Genomic DNA, 14,372 nt, shown 5'->3' on the forward strand with positions numbered 1-14,372 from the left:
CCACCCACACCCACAAGGGTCCAAGATCGCTCCGGAGCAACTTCCCAAACTTACCCGAACTGCCAGCATCAAGCAAATCGGCGTTTCCGTGATTCACTGCTCAACAAGGGTCCCCACCCATCCACAGCACGCTAATCAGCACGCCATTTCCAGGCCGTTTATCAGAGGGGGTCGGTCGCTATCTTTCCGCATCAGCGGCGGCGACTCGATCTACTCTACACACCCCCAAGACCCCACGCAAATCACGCCTCAGGCGAGCAAGAACCGCGGTAATCCGGGACAAAACGGCGGTTTCCGCGCAAAAAGAAGCCGCCGGCGTCGTAATTCAACACTGTGTCCTGCACCACTTAATCGCGAAGCCACAAGACCGCCGCCTTAAACGCAAGAAGGGCCGGCAACCAAACGGTTGCCGGCCCTTCTAGTGCTTCTGGATTACCAGGAAGACTTGGTGATGCCCGGGAGCTCACCGCGGTGAGCCATGTCGCGGAAGCGAACACGGGAGATACCGAACTTCTGGAAGGTACCGCGCGGGCGGCCGTCGATGATGTCGCGGTTACGCAGACGGATCGGGGAGGCGTTGCGGGGCAGCTTCTGCAGGCCGAGGCGAGCCTCTTCGCGTGCTTCGTCAGTCGCGTTGGCGTCAACCAGGGTCTTCTTCAGTTCGAGACGCTTGGCAGCGTAACGCTCAACGATGACCTTGCGCTGCTCGTTGCGAGCAATCTTGGACTTCTTAGCCATGTTTAGCGCTCCTCTCGGAATTCGACGTGCTGGCGGATCTTGGGGTCGTACTTCTTCAGGACCAGACGGTCCGGGTCGTTACGACGGTTCTTGCGGGTTACGTAGGTGTAACCGGTTCCCGCAGTGGACTTCAGCTTGATGATCGGACGTACGTCCTTGTCTTTTGCCACTAGAGCTTCACCCCACGAGCCAGAACTTCGGCGACGACTGCGTCGATGCCGCGAACGTCGATGGTCTTGATGCCCTTGGCCGACAGGGTCAGCGTGACATTACGGCGCAGGGACGGAACCCAGTAGCGCTTCTTCTGGATGTTGGGGTCGAACCGACGCTTGTTGCGGCGGTGCGAGTGCGAAATGCTGTGTCCAAAGCCCGGCTCGGCTCCGGTCACCTGGCAGTTTGCTGCCATGACGACTCTCCTAAAAAATAAAATGAAACGGCCAGCAGAGTTCCTGCTTCCCGTGCAATAGGCGACGTCCGCAGCCAGTCCACACCGTTTTCGGTAGTTCCCGCAGCTCGGATCGCTCGACTGAAACCAGCCAATGATCACCGCTGCGGCGAAGGTAGTGGGTCCGGACAACAGGCCGGAATACTGGGCGAATACTGGAATGCACGCAACTTGAGCCCCTAACTACCGGCCCGCGGATCTCCTGTTGTTGCCAACAGTCACCGCCAACCGGAGCAATTGCACACGCTCCGCGCCACCTAGCGCCTAATAAGTCTAGGGGCTGGGGGAAATTAAGACCAATCGGGTGTATAAGAACCAGGCCACAAGTCATAAGCGGGGGCTAGCCCCTTCACAGGAGAACGAAAGGTTGAGCATTCAATCTTGAGGCATGAACTCACAACTCCTCGCCTCCCCGGGCCAACGCGTGGATACACCGCCAGGCCGTCGTCCTCAAACGTCACCGCGTCGCAATCCCGCTAAGGGACGGTTCGCGGCGCAACATCGCCGGCGCATGCGCCGGGCGGACATGCTCACGGTCGCGCTTTGGGCATCCCTTGCGGCGGCGCTGGCGTTGTGGCTCGCCGACGGCGGAGTGTCGACCGTCGGCAACCTCACCCAGGCGGTCACCGCCGTCGGGATCGTGGCCGGACTCGCCGGCATGGACCTGGTCATTCTGATGCTTCTGCTCGCGGCACGCCTCCCTTTCGTGGACGGCGCAGTCGGGCATGACAGGGCACTGGAATTCCACCGAAAGCTAGGCAAGCCGGCGCTGTACTTGCTGTTGGCACATGGACTTCTCCTTGCCACCGGCTACGGCATGGCCGAGGGCCTGAATCCCGTCAGCGAGGCCGTTTCCCTGTGGGTCTTGGTACCCGATATGTGGCTGGCGTTCGTCTCCATGGCGTTGTTCATTGCCGTGGTGGTCACTTCGCTGGTGGCTGTGCGGCGCCGTTTTCCCTACGAGTTCTGGTATTTCGTTCATCTGCTCACCTACCTTGCGGTAGCGACGGCAATCCCGCACCAATTCAGCGTGGGCGGCCTGTTCGCCGAAGGCACTTGGCAGCGCTGGTACTGGCTCCTGCTTTGCACAGGAACGGGCGCGGCGCTGGTTTGGTACCGCATTGCCCAACCGGTAATAGCCACCTACCGGCACCAACTGACGGTGCGCCGCGTAGTGCGGGTGTCCCCCGACGTCGTGAGCATCGAAATGACCGGGCTGCGATTGAACGAATTGTCGGGTAGCGGTGGCCGGTTCTTCGTATGGCGCTTCCTCGCTCCCGGCATGTGGTGGCAGGCGCATCCGTTCAGCTTGTCGGCAGAACCGCAAACCGGAAAGTCATCGAGGCAGCCGATGTTGCGGATCACTGTTCGGAACCTGGGGACCGGCTCTGCCCGCCTCGGCTCCCTGAAGCCGGGGACGAAAGTAGCGATCGAAGGACCATACGGCGTTTTCAGCACGGCAGCCCGAAGCAGGGACCGCGTCGTGATGATCGGTGCGGGAATCGGGATTACGCCCCTCCGGGCGCTCTTGGAATCAACTCCCTTCGCGCCAGGCCAGGCGACAGTCCTGCTGCGCGGCAGTAGCGCGGAGGAACTGTTCCTCGGAGACGAGATCATGGAACTGTGCCGGAAGCGTGGCGCTACCCTGTTCCACCTGACAGGCCCGCGGTCCGGCCATCCCCACAGCGCTTGGCTGCCTGCCTCTGCCGGCTCTTCGAGTCTGCGGGACTTTGTGCCGGACATAGCGGACGCTGATGTTTACGTTTGCGGCCCGACGGCATGGGCCGGCGAGGTACTAGCCGAAGCAAAAAGCTCCGGTGTGCGGGAGGAACAACTCCACTACGAAAGGTTTGACTGGTGAGACTCAGGGCAGGAATTTCAGCAGCGCTGGCATCGGCGGCAATCCTCGTGGTCGGCTGGCAGGCTGGCACACAGGTGACGGCATCCAACGCCTCCACCGTCACGACGTCCGCGGCGGGAACCACCGGTGGGACCGCTTCAGGTACGGGCTCGACGGCGAATGGAACCACCGGGAGCAGCACGCCCGGGTCCTCGGGAACCGGGGCCAGCACCAGTTCCACTACGGGCTCCAGTTCCACTTCCACCCTGGGAGCCTCGGCCAAAGCGGGCGGCACCTACGCAGGCACGGCGGTGGAGACCCGTTTCGGAACAGTCCAGGTCCAGGTAACCATCAAGGCCGGCGTGATCACCGATGTCACAGCCCTGCATCTGACCGACCAGGAGCAACGATCCGTCCAGATCAGCGCCAGGGCAGCACCCCTGCTCCGCTCCGAAGTCCTGAGCGCCCAGTCCGCGAACGTGCAGACCATCGGCGGGGCCACTTATACCAGCGAGGCATATTTGACATCCCTCCAGGCGGCCCTCGATGCAGCCCACTTCTAAGCCAAGCGAGCCCGGACAGGGCAGCGCGGAACCCCGCCTTTGTTCCCGCACGTTCACCAGCATGGGCACCGTGGTGAGCCTGGCCATCCCCGCCGCTCCAGGGACGGCTCCCCAAGCTTCGGTGGAAGAGCTCGAGGCGGCCACCGCCGTCGTCGAGCAGTTGTTCAAAGGGCTGGATCGGACATTTAGTCTCTACCGCCCCGACTCGGAGGCGAGCGCGTTGGCGCGGGGGGAGCTGGCCCTGAGGGACACCTCCCCGGACATGCGCCGGCTGTACGTCGAGGCGAGCGAATGGCGCACCCTCACCGATGGCGCGTTCACGGCGGAACGGCCCGACGGCGTCGTGGACTTGTCCGGGATCGTCAAGGCACACGCCATACGGGAAGCTGGAACGTCGCTGCTCGCGCTCGGTTTGAAGGATTGGTGCCTCAACGCGGGCGGGGACGTCCTGGTGGACGGTTCGCCGACGCCGGGCAGTGCGCGGCCGTGGCTGGCGGGGATTATCGACCCGGAGAACCGGTCGACGCTCCTGACCGCGTTTCCGCTCGGCAACGCCGGCAAGCACGCGCTGGCGACCTCGGGAACGAGCGAACGCGGCCACCACATTTGGTCCGCGGGCCTCCAAGCGGCGCCGAACGAGGGGTTCCGCCAGGTTTCCGTGGCAGCCGCAGACATCATCACGGCCGACGTCCTGGCCACCGCCATCATGGCGGGCGGCGCCGCAACCCTGGCGCTGGCCACCTCACACTGGGACGTGGACGTGCTCGCGGTGAAGAACGACGGCGGGTTGCTCGCCACCCCGGGTTTCCGGAACCTCGCTACGGCCGGGTGAGCTGCGGGTACTTCGGGCTCAGGCCATCACCTGACGACTTGCCCGTAACGCGGCGGACGACCCAAGGGGCGGCATGTTCACGGGCCCAACGCGCGTTGGCCCGCAACGCTTCCACCCGCGCGAGCTGGGGTTGCGGGACCGGCGGCGGAACCTCGAGGGAACCTTCGTGCTCCAGGACGGCCAGCACCCGGTTGGCCATGTTGATGTGACCGGCAGTGGACATGTGCATCCGGTCCTGCGCCCACATGTGCCAGTCGTGATACTCGCTGAAGCGCCAATAATCCACCACCAGCGCCCCGTGGTTTTCCGCGATTTCCCGCAGCAGTTCGTTGTAAATCGCGGTGCGTCCGCGCATGGTGCCGAAAACCTTGGAACTGCGGGCATCGAAGCCGGTGAAGAGAAGCAACGTAGCGCCGGTGGCACTGAGCTTCCCGATGCCGGCCTCGTAGTCCTCCATCAGCCTGTCGATATCGACTTTGGGGCGGAAGATGTCGTTCGCTCCCGCATACAGGGTCACCAGCGTCGGTTGAAGCGCGACGGCGGCATCCACCTGCTCTGTCATGACTTGCCGGAGCTTCTTGCCCCGGATGGCCAGGTTGGCGTAGCCGAAATCGTCGTTGCTTTGGGCCAATTGGTGGGCGACGAGGTCCGCCCATCCCCTGACTCCGTTGGGGCGCGAGGGGTCGGCGTCGCCAAGTCCTTCGGTGAACGAGTCACCCAATGCCACATACCGGGCAGAAAAATCCATGGCGCCAGTCTTTCATCAGTGCGGGGCGGCCGTCACGCTCAGCAGCCGCGGTCGCTGGTCCCGCCAGCCGCGGCTTAGCGTTCGCGCAGGATCCAGTGATCGTCGTCCAACCTGGCCACGATTTTCTCTGCGATCCGCGCGAGGTCCGCAACGTCGTCGTCTGTCATGGCGTCCAACATCAAGGCGCGGACCGCGTCCACATGACCCGGGGCGAGGGACACGATGGTGTCCATCCCGGACTCGGTCAGGTGCGCCACGGTGACACGGGCGTCGCCCGGATGGGCCTCGCGTTCCACCCAACCGCGTCTTTGGAGCTTGGTCACGACGTGCGACAACCTCGACAGGGAAGCGCTGGTGCGGGCGGCAAGCTCACTCATCGGCAGGAAACGCCCATCCGCTTCGGACAGCATCGCAAGCACGTTGTAGTCGAACAGTGACAATTTGCCGGCCGCTTGCAGTTGTGTATCCAAAGCTGCGGGCAGAAGGGTGTTGATGCTCAGGAGGGCCAGCCAGGCACGGCGTTCGTCGGCATTGAGCCAGCGCGGTTCGGTCATGGATTCATCTTAGAAGGAAATAAATACTTGACACTTCAACTCAAGCTCATTATTGTTTTAGTTGAAGCTTCAAGTAAATGAATCCGCAGGACTCACGCGAAGGAAAAGATAATGACTGACATCACCATCATCGGCACGGGCAACATGGCGTCCGGCATCGCGGCCCGCGCTGCCACAGCAGGCAAGAGCGTCCAGATCCTCAGCCGCAACGCCGGCTCCGCTGCCGCGCTTGCGGCGACGGTCAACGGAACCTCCGGCATCACGGGATCCCCGGTGGAAGGCAGCATCGTGGTGCTGGCTACGCCGTTCGGGGCCTCCAAAGAAGTCCTTTCTTCCTACGGCTCAGCGCTCAACGGCAAGACGATCGTGGACATCTCCAACCCCGTGAACTTCGAGACCTTCGATTCCCTCACCGTTCCCGCCGGAACTTCGGCCGCCGAAGAACTGCAGGCCTTGGTGCCCGGCGCCTCGGTCGTCAAGGCATTCAACACCGTCTTCGCCGCCACGCTCGCGGAGGGCGAAGTGGACGGCCAGACCCTCGACGTACTCGTGGCGGGCGACGACGCCGAGGCGACGGGCGCCGTCGTCGACTTCGTCAAAGGCGCCGGGTTGCGTCCGGTGAACGTCGGACCGCTGCGCCGCTCGCGTGAGCTCGAAGCCTTCCAGCTGCTCGTCATGACCCTGCAGATCAGCGAAGCCCACCCCGACTACAACTGGAACTCCGCAGTCAAGCTCCTGCCGTAGTTCATTTTCGGAGGGCGGCCCCTTGTGGCCGTCCTCCGCGTTGTAGGCTGGGCGGCATGTTCGTCGTCTCTCTGACCTACAAAGTTCCCGACGAGATCGTCGATTTCCACCGCCCGGCACATATGGATTGGGTCAAAGAAGCGTTCGACGCCGGCACGTTCCTCGCGTCCGGCCGTCGCGTTCCAGCCATCGGGGGCGTGCTGCTGTCCAACGTCGATCGCACAACGCTGGACGCTTCGCTGGCGACGGATCCGTTCTACGTCAACGGGGTAGCGGACTTCGAAATCATCGAATTCACGGTGACCTCCGCATCCGCAGGGTTCGAAAACCTGCTGGACTAGATGCCCGTCCGCAGCCAAAAAGTTGTCAGGCGTGACGCTTGACCATTTCAAAGCCTGACTGATTGACGGGACGTCCCCAGTCGCTCCGGCAAGACAACGGGCATCAGGGCCGGCCAGCGGGCGCTCAGATGATCCCCGCTCGAAACTCCCCTGAAGCGACGCGAAAGCCAGGGTGCGACATCGCGCCTGAGCCACGCGGCGTCGTCGGCCATGATCCCGGCGCGGCTCCGCGGTTGCAGCGGCCCGAGTACCGGTGACTCGAGCGAGTGCGTGGCGCCCAGGACTTCCAGGACTTTCTTGGCCATGTAGCGGTGTCCTATACCGGACATATGCAGCCTGTCCGGAGCCCACATACGGCGGTCCTGATAGTTTTCGAAGCACCAATGGTCCACCAGAAGCGTTCCGTAGGCTGCCGAAATGCGCCGGATGTGCTTGTTGAAAACGGCCGTGCGCAGCTTAAGCGGCTCCAGAACGGGCGAGAGCGGCACGTTGTATTCGGTGAACAGCACGACCCGGGCACCACTTTGCGCGATCCTGGCAACGGCGGCCTCGAAACCGCGGACCAGTAGGCGCATGTCCAGCCGTGCACCGAGGAGATCGTTGCCGCCGGCATGGAAGCTGACCAAAGTGGGAGCCATCGCGAGCGCCGGCTCAAGTTGTTCAACCACGATCTGCTTGAGCCGCCGGCCGCGGAGGGCAAGGTTGGCGTACAGTGCCTGCGGCTGGTGCCTGGCCAGTTCCTCTGCCACGCGATCGGCCCAGCCCCGGCAATCGTTGGGAAGGCGAAGGTCTACGTCGCCGACGCCTTCGGTGAAGGAATCTCCGACGGCGACGAATCGAAGCGGCGTATGCGTAGCCATGGTCATGTCCCCCCGTTGTGGGCTTTTCCTGTTGTCTGCCTTCCAGAGTCGGTGGCCGCCGCTGCGGCTTGGCGCTCCGCGACCTTCCGCAGCCCGGCCTTCCTCGGCACCTTCACGGGCTCCGGCCAGCGCGGGCCAAGGCTGTCCCCAAGCGTGACGCCGCGAAGCTTCCGGCCGAACAAGGGCAGGACCCAATCGTTCACCCAGCGACGTTGTCGGCGTTCCCAATCGCGCAGCTTGAGGCGCTGTGGTGGCTCCCAGTCCTTGGGAGAGAACTTGTGCGGGACGCCGAGGTGATCCAGGACCTGCGACGCCATGTATTTGTGTCCGGCTTTCGACATGTGGAGACGGTCCGAGGCCCACATCCGGCGGTCGTGGTAGGCGTCAAGGCACCAATAATCCACCAGTACGGCCCCGTACTTGGCGGCCAGTTCGCGGACGCGTTCGTTGTAGAGGGCGTTCCGCTTCTTGAACGGTTCCAGCACGGCCGAGACCTTGACGTCGTACCCCGTGAACAGGACCAACGTTGCTCCCGTGGCTGCAAGGCGCGCCACGAGCCTTTCATACTCGGCCATGAGAACGTCCATGTCGGTGCCGAAATCCAGGATGTCGTTGCCGCCCGCGTAAAGCGTGATAAGCGTGGGTTCCATGGCCAAGGCGCGGTCCAGTTGCTCGTCGACAATATGGCGGAGGCGCTTGCTCCGCACGGCAAGATTCGCATACTCCCAGCCAGGTTCGGCCTTGGCCAGCTTCTCGGCAACGCGGTCGGCCCAGCCCCGGACGCCGTTCGGCAGGCCCTCGTTCCGGTCCCCCACTCCTTCGGTGAAGGAATCGCCCAAGGCAACAAACCGCCGTCGTCCGTTCTGGTCAGCATCAAGCACGTTCCCAGCCACCCCGCCAGCGTAGCCCCGCCTGGTTGCCCGCCGGCAAAGCCCAGGTTAATTCGACGCCCGCTCACCTATGGGCCATTTTGACCGAACGCCCGCTCACATGAGGTGAGCGGGCGTTCCGGCTTTTGGCCGTATACGTGAGCGAGCGTCAGGGAAATTGACGATATATGTGAGCGAGCGTCGCCAGGGGCGGGCTAGAGTTCGGCTTTCCCCTTGCGCCAGTAGCCCATGAACGCCACCTGTTTCCGGTCGATCCCCACATCCCGGACGAGATACCGGCGGAGCTCCTTGATGACCCCTGCCTCGCCTGCGATCCAGGCATAGAACGGCGAGGCGCCGGCGGGAAGGCCCGGGTTGCGGCTCGCTTCGATCGCGGCCGTGTCCATGCGCAGCGGGGTCTCCCACAAGATGTCCTGGTCCACATTGACGTCTTCGGGCTCGGGCCCTGCGGCGCCATCGAGCGGGACGATGCCCACCCAACCGGGGACGGGTACGGCTCCGCGGACGGCGCTCTTCAGCAACTCACCATGGGGGCGTGCACGGCCGAGCGCCGCGCCGCGCGCGAGCCATGTGATTTCGATGTCGGCGTCGGTGTCGAGGTCTTGGAAATCCCCTGCCTCTGGTACTTCGAGGAAGGCATGCCCTGTGATTCCCGCGGGCAAGGATTCCAGGATCGCGCTGATGGCAGGGACCGCCGTTTCGTCGCCGCCAAGGAGGACCCGCTGCGCCAAGCCGGGACGCCATTCAATGCCGGAGTAGGTTTCCGCCGTGATGCAGTGGGCTGCCCGATTGTTGGGGCCGATGATCGTGATCGCGTCCCCCGGTTTCGCGGCGAGCGCCCAATTAGCCGCGGGCCCGCCCGTCGGGTGAGTCGAACCGCCGTCGACGTCGGACCCCGCCACGCCGCCGCGCGGCCAGCCGCGGGTGCCGCCGCAGTCATCGAAGTGCATCACGAAGTCGACGTCGATCTCCGGGTAGACGGCGTCAAGCCTCTCGTTCCGCACAGTGTAGGTGCGCATCGAACCGCGCACGGTGGGATCCATCGCCAACCATTCCCGGTACCAACCGGCGTCGCCCGTATTGAAGGCAGGCAGGGGCAGGGGGCGGCCGACGCCGTCGAGCGAGGGAATCATGAGCTTGATGCGCAGGTCCAGGGTGTCCCCCGAAACCCCGAAACGGCGCAGGCAATATCCCCCGAAGGTGATGCGGCGGAAATTGGGTCCCAGGTCCTCGACGGCGGTGACGGTGACGTCGAACGCGAGGGTCATCGGCTCCGTGATGGCGTTTCGCACTGCGGCGTCTGCGTTCATGAGGCGAACTCCAATTCGATGGGTGTTGAGGGCGTTGCGGTGTGGTGCCGGCCGATCGGGAGAATGAGAGGAGTGCCGGAAATTGGGTCTGGAACCACCCGGGACTCCAAGCCGAAAACGTCGCGGACCAAGTCTTCAGTGACCACATCCAGCGCCCGCCCCTCGGCGACGATCGCCCCGGCCTTCATCGCGATAACGTGGTCCGCGTATCGCGCTGCCAAGTTGAGGTCGTGCAGAACGATTGCCACGGTGGTTCCGCGGCTGCGGTTGAGGTCGGTCACCAGATCCAGCACCTCCACTTGGTGTGCCAGGTCAAGGTAGGTGGTGGGTTCGTCGAGGAGCAGGACATCCGTCTCCTGGGCAAGGGCCATCGCGATCCACACCCTCTGGCGTTGCCCGCCGGACAGTTCGTCGACGTTCCGTTCAACAAGCTCAAGCGTTGAAGTGGTCTCGAGTGCGCGTTGGACGGCGAGATCATGCACCGACCGGTCGCCAGTCCTCCAGCTGCGGAAGAACCCTTGGTGCGGATAGCGTCCGCGGCCCACCAGTTCGCGGACGGTGATGCCATCCGGGGCCAGAGGGTGCTGCGGAAGAAGGCCGAGCGTGCGGGCGAGTTCGCGGGCCGGGCGGGAGTGGATGTCCTTGCCATCCAGAGTGACGACGCCGGCGCTCGGCTTCAGGAGCCTGGACAGCCCCCGGAGCAGCGTCGATTTTCCGCAGGCGTTGGCACCGACGATCATGGTCACTTTGCCTTCGGGAATCTGCGTCGAGAGTCCTTCGATCACCCGTCGCTGCTCGTATTGGAGCGTCAAGCCGCGTGCGCTCAGTCGTGCCATGTCAGGCTTCCTTTCGGTTGGACGTGACCAGGAGCCACAACAGGAATGGAGCGCCGAGGGCGCCGGTAATCACGCCGACCGGCAGGACCGTGCCGCTCAGAATCAGGGGCGCCACGTTGTACGCGACGTAGTCGGCGGCGAGGACAATGACGGCGCCCGTGAACGCGGACGCCGGAAGGCTGGGGCGCCCGACAATCCGCCGGGCGATCGGTCCGGCAAGGAACGCGACGAAGGCAACCGGCCCGGCTGCCGCCGTCGCCACCGCTGCGAGCGCGACGGCGGTGATCACCAGTCCGAAACGCACGGCCTGCACCCGGATCCCCAGTCCGGCCGCGGTGTCGTCCCCGAGTTCGAGCATGCGCAACGGACCAGCGAGGAAGGCCAGCGCGGGACCAAGCACCGCGAGCGAGGCGAAGAGGAAACCCACGCGCTCCCAATCGGCTGAATTCAAGGAACCGTTGAGCCAAATGAGGGCCTCGGATGCAGTCCGGATGTCCGCCCGGGTCATGAGGAAGTTCACCACCGCCCCCAACGCGGCGGCGATCCCGACGCCGGCGAGGATAAGCCGGTTGCCTGCCGCGTTCCCGCCCCGGCCGCCCGATCCGCCACCTGAACCCCCGCCGCCTCGCGACATGGCATAGATGACGAGCGCGACGCCGATTGCACCAGCCAGCGCCGCACCGGACACGGCGGCACCGGACGCGCCGAACACGACAATGGCCAGGACAGCCGCGGCACTCGCACCGTAAGTGATGCCGATGACGTCGGGGCTTGCGAGCGGGTTGCGGAGCATGGTCTGGAACAGCCCGCCCGAAAGGCCGAATGCCACGCCGATCAGGATTCCCAGCACGGCCCGGGGCAGTTTGTTTTCCATGACGATGAAGCTTGCGCCCGGGATCTTCTCGCTGCCGGTCAAAGGGGCCGCCAGGATCCTGAAGAAATCGGGGACGGTTACCGTGTAGCTGCCAAGGAGTACGGTCACCGCGAAGAGGACAACGACGCCGGTGCCCAGGAGTGCGGTCCTGTTGCGGGGGCTCACAGCGACACTCCCTTGCCTCGGCGGACGAGCCAGACGAAGACGGGAGCACCGACGATGGCCGTCATGATGCCCGCGGGAACTTCGCCGGGCAGGAGCACCACCCGGCCGATCACGTCCGAAACCAGAAGGAGGGCCGGGGCGAGAACCATCGAGAACGGCAGGATCCAGCGGTAGTCCGGGCCCGTGAAGAAGCGCATTGCGTGCGGAACCACGAGTCCGACGAATCCGATGGGACCGGCCATCGCCGTGGCTGATCCGCAGAGCAGAACGATGCCGAGCGCGGCCACGCCCCTGGCCAGGGCCACGTTCTGGCCGAGGCCCCGCGCAACATCGTCACCAAGGGCAAGACTGTTGAGTGTCCGGCCACTGCCCAGCACGATCACGGCCCCAAGCAGCAGGAACGGCAACCCGTTCAACACGATGGACCAGTCGGTGCCGGCAATTCCACCGACCTGCCAGAAACGGAAGCGGTCCAGCGTGTCCTGGCTCGAAACCAGGATCACGTTCGTCAACGAGTAAAGCCCCGCGCTCAGCGCCGCCCCCGCCAAAGCGAGCTTCACCGGCGTCGCACCGTCACGCCCCAGGGACGCAATCAGATAGACGACGACGGCGGCCGCGGCGGCGCCGACGAAAGCGAACCAGATGTAGCCGCTCGCCCCCGAAATACCGAAGAGGTAGATCCCGGCGACCACGGCCAGTGCCGCACCCGCATTGACGCCCATGATGCCCGGGTCAGCCAGGGGGTTGCGGGAAACTCCCTGCATCGCGGCGCCTGCAAGGCCAAGGGCAGCCCCCGCCACCAAACCGAGCACAGTGCGTGGAATGCGGGTGTGGACCACGGCATGGTTGCCGTCCGCGGGGTTGAACTGGGTGAGTGCTTGCCACACGGTTTCAAGGGACATGCCCCGCGCGCCGGTCGCGAGCGAGGCCGCACACACAAGCCCAAGCACGACGACGGCGGCCACCAGCCAGGCGGCTTTCGCGCGAACTGGCTGGTCGTGCCCTTTGGAGTCGCTGTGAGGGGCAGGAGCTGCCAGTTCGCGCGCGGGGCCGTCCGCGGAAGGCGGGCCCGCCGTCGTCGTACTCTGTGTCATGTCGGGTGATCCGCTTACTTGGCTGCCGCGTCGGCGCCTTTGGCCAGCTGGGGCAGGAACATGTCCAGCGCCCACGGCAGGCTTAGGGGCGAGGATGCGGAGATTGCCAGAGTGAGGGTGTTGTCGGAGCCGGCAACCAAGGCGCCTTTCTTGATCGCCGGAATCTGGCCGAGCAGGGGGTCCTGCTTGATCTGGTCCGTGGTCTTGGAATCCGGCACCCAGGTCACGAAAACGTCCGAGGAAAGCTCGTTGGCCTTTTCCGCGGACCACGGAACGAAGAACTCCTTGGGACCCTTGCTGGCGTTCTCCACCACGGGGGCGAGCTTCATGCCGATTTCGGACAGGAAACGCGGACGGTTGTCGTTGGCTGTGTAGACGTTGATGCCGTCGCCCTTCGCAGGCTCAAGGTTGCCGTAGATGAAGGATTTGCCGGCGAGCTGCGGGAACGCGGAGACCTTGGCCTTGATGGTGGCCTCGGTGTCCGAGACGAGCTTGGCGGCCTCCGGGCTCTTACCCAAGGCCTTGCCGATGATCGTGGTGGCTTCCTGCCACGGCGTGCCGTACGCGAGTTCGGGCTGCGCCACGACGGGGGCAATTTCCGAGAGCTTCTTGTACTCGGCTTCGGTCAAGCCCGAGTAGGCGGCAAGGATGACGTCCGGGGCCAGCTTGGCGACCTCAGTGAAGTTGATGCCGTCTGCCTCGGAGAACTGGACCGGGGCCTTCGCGGTGCCGAAGCCGGCGCCCAACTTCTCCAGCGCTGCGTCCTTCCAGGGAGTGGAGCCCTTGTCATTGTTCCCCCAGGCGACCTTGGGCACCCCGACCGGTACGACGCCGAGAGCCAAGGCGACATCGTCATTGACCCACGAGACGGTCACCACGCGCTGCGGTTGCGACTTGATGGTGGTGTCGCCGAAGACGTTCTTGATGGTGACCGGGAACTGGCCGCTTGAGGCCGGCATGGTGGCTGAACCGGCGGTGGTTGAGTCCGTTGAGCAAGCGGTGAGGGACAGTGCGACGGCGGCAAAGGCTGCCGTCGCTGAACCTGCGGTCTTCAGCAGGGCACGGCGTGAGGGGCGGGAAGCCACGGGACTCCTTAGGTAAGTGATGCAAACCTAAGTAAGGCTAGCCTACCCTTTCGATAATTACGAAACGTTTGAATCACGTAATTACTTTTGTACTGCCCAGGCCTCCCAACGCCCGCTCACCTATGGGCACCAAAACCCCAACGCCCGCTCACCTATAGCCCCCCGGGGGTTGTTGGACACCAAGGACGACCTTTGCAAAGATGACAGAGCCGGTTGATTCAATGAACTGCGCCGGGGCCGTAAACGCGGTAAAGATCGAGAGGATGAGCATGCGCACTGCACACGTTGGCGCTGCCATGGTTTGCGAGGTGGCCGTGTCGGCCTACTTGGCGTCTCCCCCTGCGTCGGCCATCCCGCTCGGCGGCAAGGGAAACTAAACCCACCGCCCCCGCACTAGATTCACGCGAAGGCTTTCTTCGCCGCGCCCTCGGATCGCCAGACGCCAGCGTCCTT

General features: G+C 64.4%; 17 protein-coding genes. 5 read left to right on the top strand and 12 right to left on the bottom strand.

All coding sequences use genetic code 11. The annotated features are described in order from the left end of the window. Positions 1 to 432: 432 nt before the first annotated feature. Genes rpsN through rpmB form a run of 3 tightly spaced genes read right to left on the bottom strand, consistent with a single transcriptional unit; the run spans position 433 to position 1,144 of the window. Entirely contained in the window at positions 433 to 738 is a 306-nt protein-coding gene (gene rpsN, locus QRN45_RS19345; RefSeq protein WP_028267656.1) for a 30S ribosomal protein S14, read from the bottom strand. Positions 739 to 740: 2 nt separating this feature from the next. Then, the gene (gene rpmG / locus QRN45_RS19350; protein WP_003798558.1) at positions 741 to 908 is read right to left on the bottom strand and encodes a 50S ribosomal protein L33; all 168 of its coding nucleotides are present in this window, start codon (positions 906 to 908) and stop codon (positions 741 to 743) included. Continuing rightward, positions 908 to 1,144 carry a 50S ribosomal protein L28 gene (gene rpmB, locus QRN45_RS19355; RefSeq protein ID WP_078107326.1) on the bottom strand — a complete coding sequence of 79 codons (237 nt, stop codon included), beginning with the start codon at positions 1,142 to 1,144 and terminating at the stop codon, positions 908 to 910. The genes rpmG and rpmB overlap by 1 nt, the downstream gene beginning before the upstream one ends. 427 nt (positions 1,145 to 1,571) lie before the next feature. Here rpmB and QRN45_RS19360 point away from each other — a divergent pair, with 427 nt between their 5' ends. The 3 genes from QRN45_RS19360 to QRN45_RS19370 all read left to right on the top strand — a co-directional run bounded on the left by QRN45_RS19360 (position 1,572) and on the right by QRN45_RS19370 (position 4,418). Continuing rightward, a complete protein-coding gene (locus QRN45_RS19360; protein ID WP_241710343.1) occupies positions 1,572 to 3,044 on the top strand; it encodes a ferredoxin reductase family protein in 1,473 nt (490 codons plus the stop codon). Further along, positions 3,041 to 3,586 (top strand): FMN-binding protein, encoded by a 546-nt coding sequence (locus tag QRN45_RS19365; protein ID WP_284764329.1) that lies wholly within the window; start codon positions 3,041 to 3,043, stop codon positions 3,584 to 3,586. Before QRN45_RS19360 ends, QRN45_RS19365 begins: the two co-directional genes overlap by 4 nt. A gap of 61 nt (positions 3,587 to 3,647) precedes the next feature. Further along, complete coding sequence (locus QRN45_RS19370) at positions 3,648 to 4,418, top strand: FAD:protein FMN transferase (protein ID WP_284764342.1); 771 nt, start codon at positions 3,648 to 3,650, stop codon at positions 4,416 to 4,418. On the opposite strand, the gene QRN45_RS19375 is transcribed toward QRN45_RS19370, so the two are convergent. Beyond that, positions 4,405 to 5,166, bottom strand: a complete 762-nt coding sequence (locus QRN45_RS19375) for an SGNH/GDSL hydrolase family protein (protein WP_241710341.1) — start codon at positions 5,164 to 5,166, stop codon at positions 4,405 to 4,407. The genes QRN45_RS19370 and QRN45_RS19375 overlap by 14 nt on opposite strands. Before the next feature lie 74 nt (positions 5,167 to 5,240). Continuing rightward, positions 5,241 to 5,720, bottom strand: a complete 480-nt coding sequence (locus QRN45_RS19380; RefSeq protein ID WP_078107321.1) for a MarR family winged helix-turn-helix transcriptional regulator — start codon at positions 5,718 to 5,720, stop codon at positions 5,241 to 5,243. Between the two features lie 111 nt (positions 5,721 to 5,831). Here QRN45_RS19380 and QRN45_RS19385 point away from each other — a divergent pair, with 111 nt between their 5' ends. Both QRN45_RS19385 and QRN45_RS19390 read left to right on the top strand, forming a co-directional pair. Next, entirely contained in the window at positions 5,832 to 6,464 is a 633-nt protein-coding gene (locus QRN45_RS19385) for an NADPH-dependent F420 reductase (RefSeq protein ID WP_241710340.1), read from the top strand. Between the two features lie 56 nt (positions 6,465 to 6,520). Further along, positions 6,521 to 6,805, top strand: coding sequence for a YciI family protein (locus QRN45_RS19390; protein ID WP_241710339.1), 285 nt, complete (start codon positions 6,521 to 6,523; stop codon positions 6,803 to 6,805). A 47-nt stretch (positions 6,806 to 6,852) separates the two neighbouring features. On the opposite strand, the gene QRN45_RS19395 is transcribed toward QRN45_RS19390, so the two are convergent. The 7 genes from QRN45_RS19395 to QRN45_RS19425 form a co-directional block, all read right to left on the bottom strand. Next, positions 6,853 to 7,665, bottom strand: a complete 813-nt coding sequence (locus QRN45_RS19395; protein WP_284764330.1) for an SGNH/GDSL hydrolase family protein — start codon at positions 7,663 to 7,665, stop codon at positions 6,853 to 6,855. A gap of 2 nt (positions 7,666 to 7,667) precedes the next feature. Further along, a complete protein-coding gene (locus QRN45_RS19400) occupies positions 7,668 to 8,558 on the bottom strand; it encodes an SGNH/GDSL hydrolase family protein (RefSeq protein ID WP_284764331.1) in 891 nt (296 codons plus the stop codon). Positions 8,559 to 8,749: 191 nt separating this feature from the next. After that, positions 8,750 to 9,865: a siderophore-interacting protein gene (locus QRN45_RS19405; RefSeq protein WP_284764333.1), complete on the bottom strand. Its 1,116-nt coding sequence runs from the start codon at positions 9,863 to 9,865 to the stop codon at positions 8,750 to 8,752. Next, positions 9,862 to 10,701: an ABC transporter ATP-binding protein gene (locus QRN45_RS19410; protein WP_284764335.1), complete on the bottom strand. Its 840-nt coding sequence runs from the start codon at positions 10,699 to 10,701 to the stop codon at positions 9,862 to 9,864. The genes QRN45_RS19405 and QRN45_RS19410 overlap by 4 nt, the downstream gene beginning before the upstream one ends. Position 10,702: 1 nt before the next feature. Beyond that, positions 10,703 to 11,740, bottom strand: coding sequence for a FecCD family ABC transporter permease (locus QRN45_RS19415; RefSeq protein ID WP_284764336.1), 1,038 nt, complete (start codon positions 11,738 to 11,740; stop codon positions 10,703 to 10,705). Next, positions 11,737 to 12,834 carry a FecCD family ABC transporter permease gene (locus QRN45_RS19420; protein ID WP_284764337.1) on the bottom strand — a complete coding sequence of 366 codons (1,098 nt, stop codon included), beginning with the start codon at positions 12,832 to 12,834 and terminating at the stop codon, positions 11,737 to 11,739. Before QRN45_RS19420 ends, QRN45_RS19415 begins: the two co-directional genes overlap by 4 nt. 14 nt (positions 12,835 to 12,848) lie before the next feature. After that, positions 12,849 to 13,919 carry an ABC transporter substrate-binding protein gene (locus QRN45_RS19425; RefSeq protein WP_284764338.1) on the bottom strand — a complete coding sequence of 357 codons (1,071 nt, stop codon included), beginning with the start codon at positions 13,917 to 13,919 and terminating at the stop codon, positions 12,849 to 12,851. Between the last annotated feature and the right edge of the window lie 453 nt (positions 13,920 to 14,372).

This window comes from Arthrobacter sp. efr-133-R2A-63, from assembly GCF_030209795.1.
GTDB classification, from domain to species: domain Bacteria; phylum Actinomycetota; class Actinomycetes; order Actinomycetales; family Micrococcaceae; genus Arthrobacter; species Arthrobacter bambusae_A.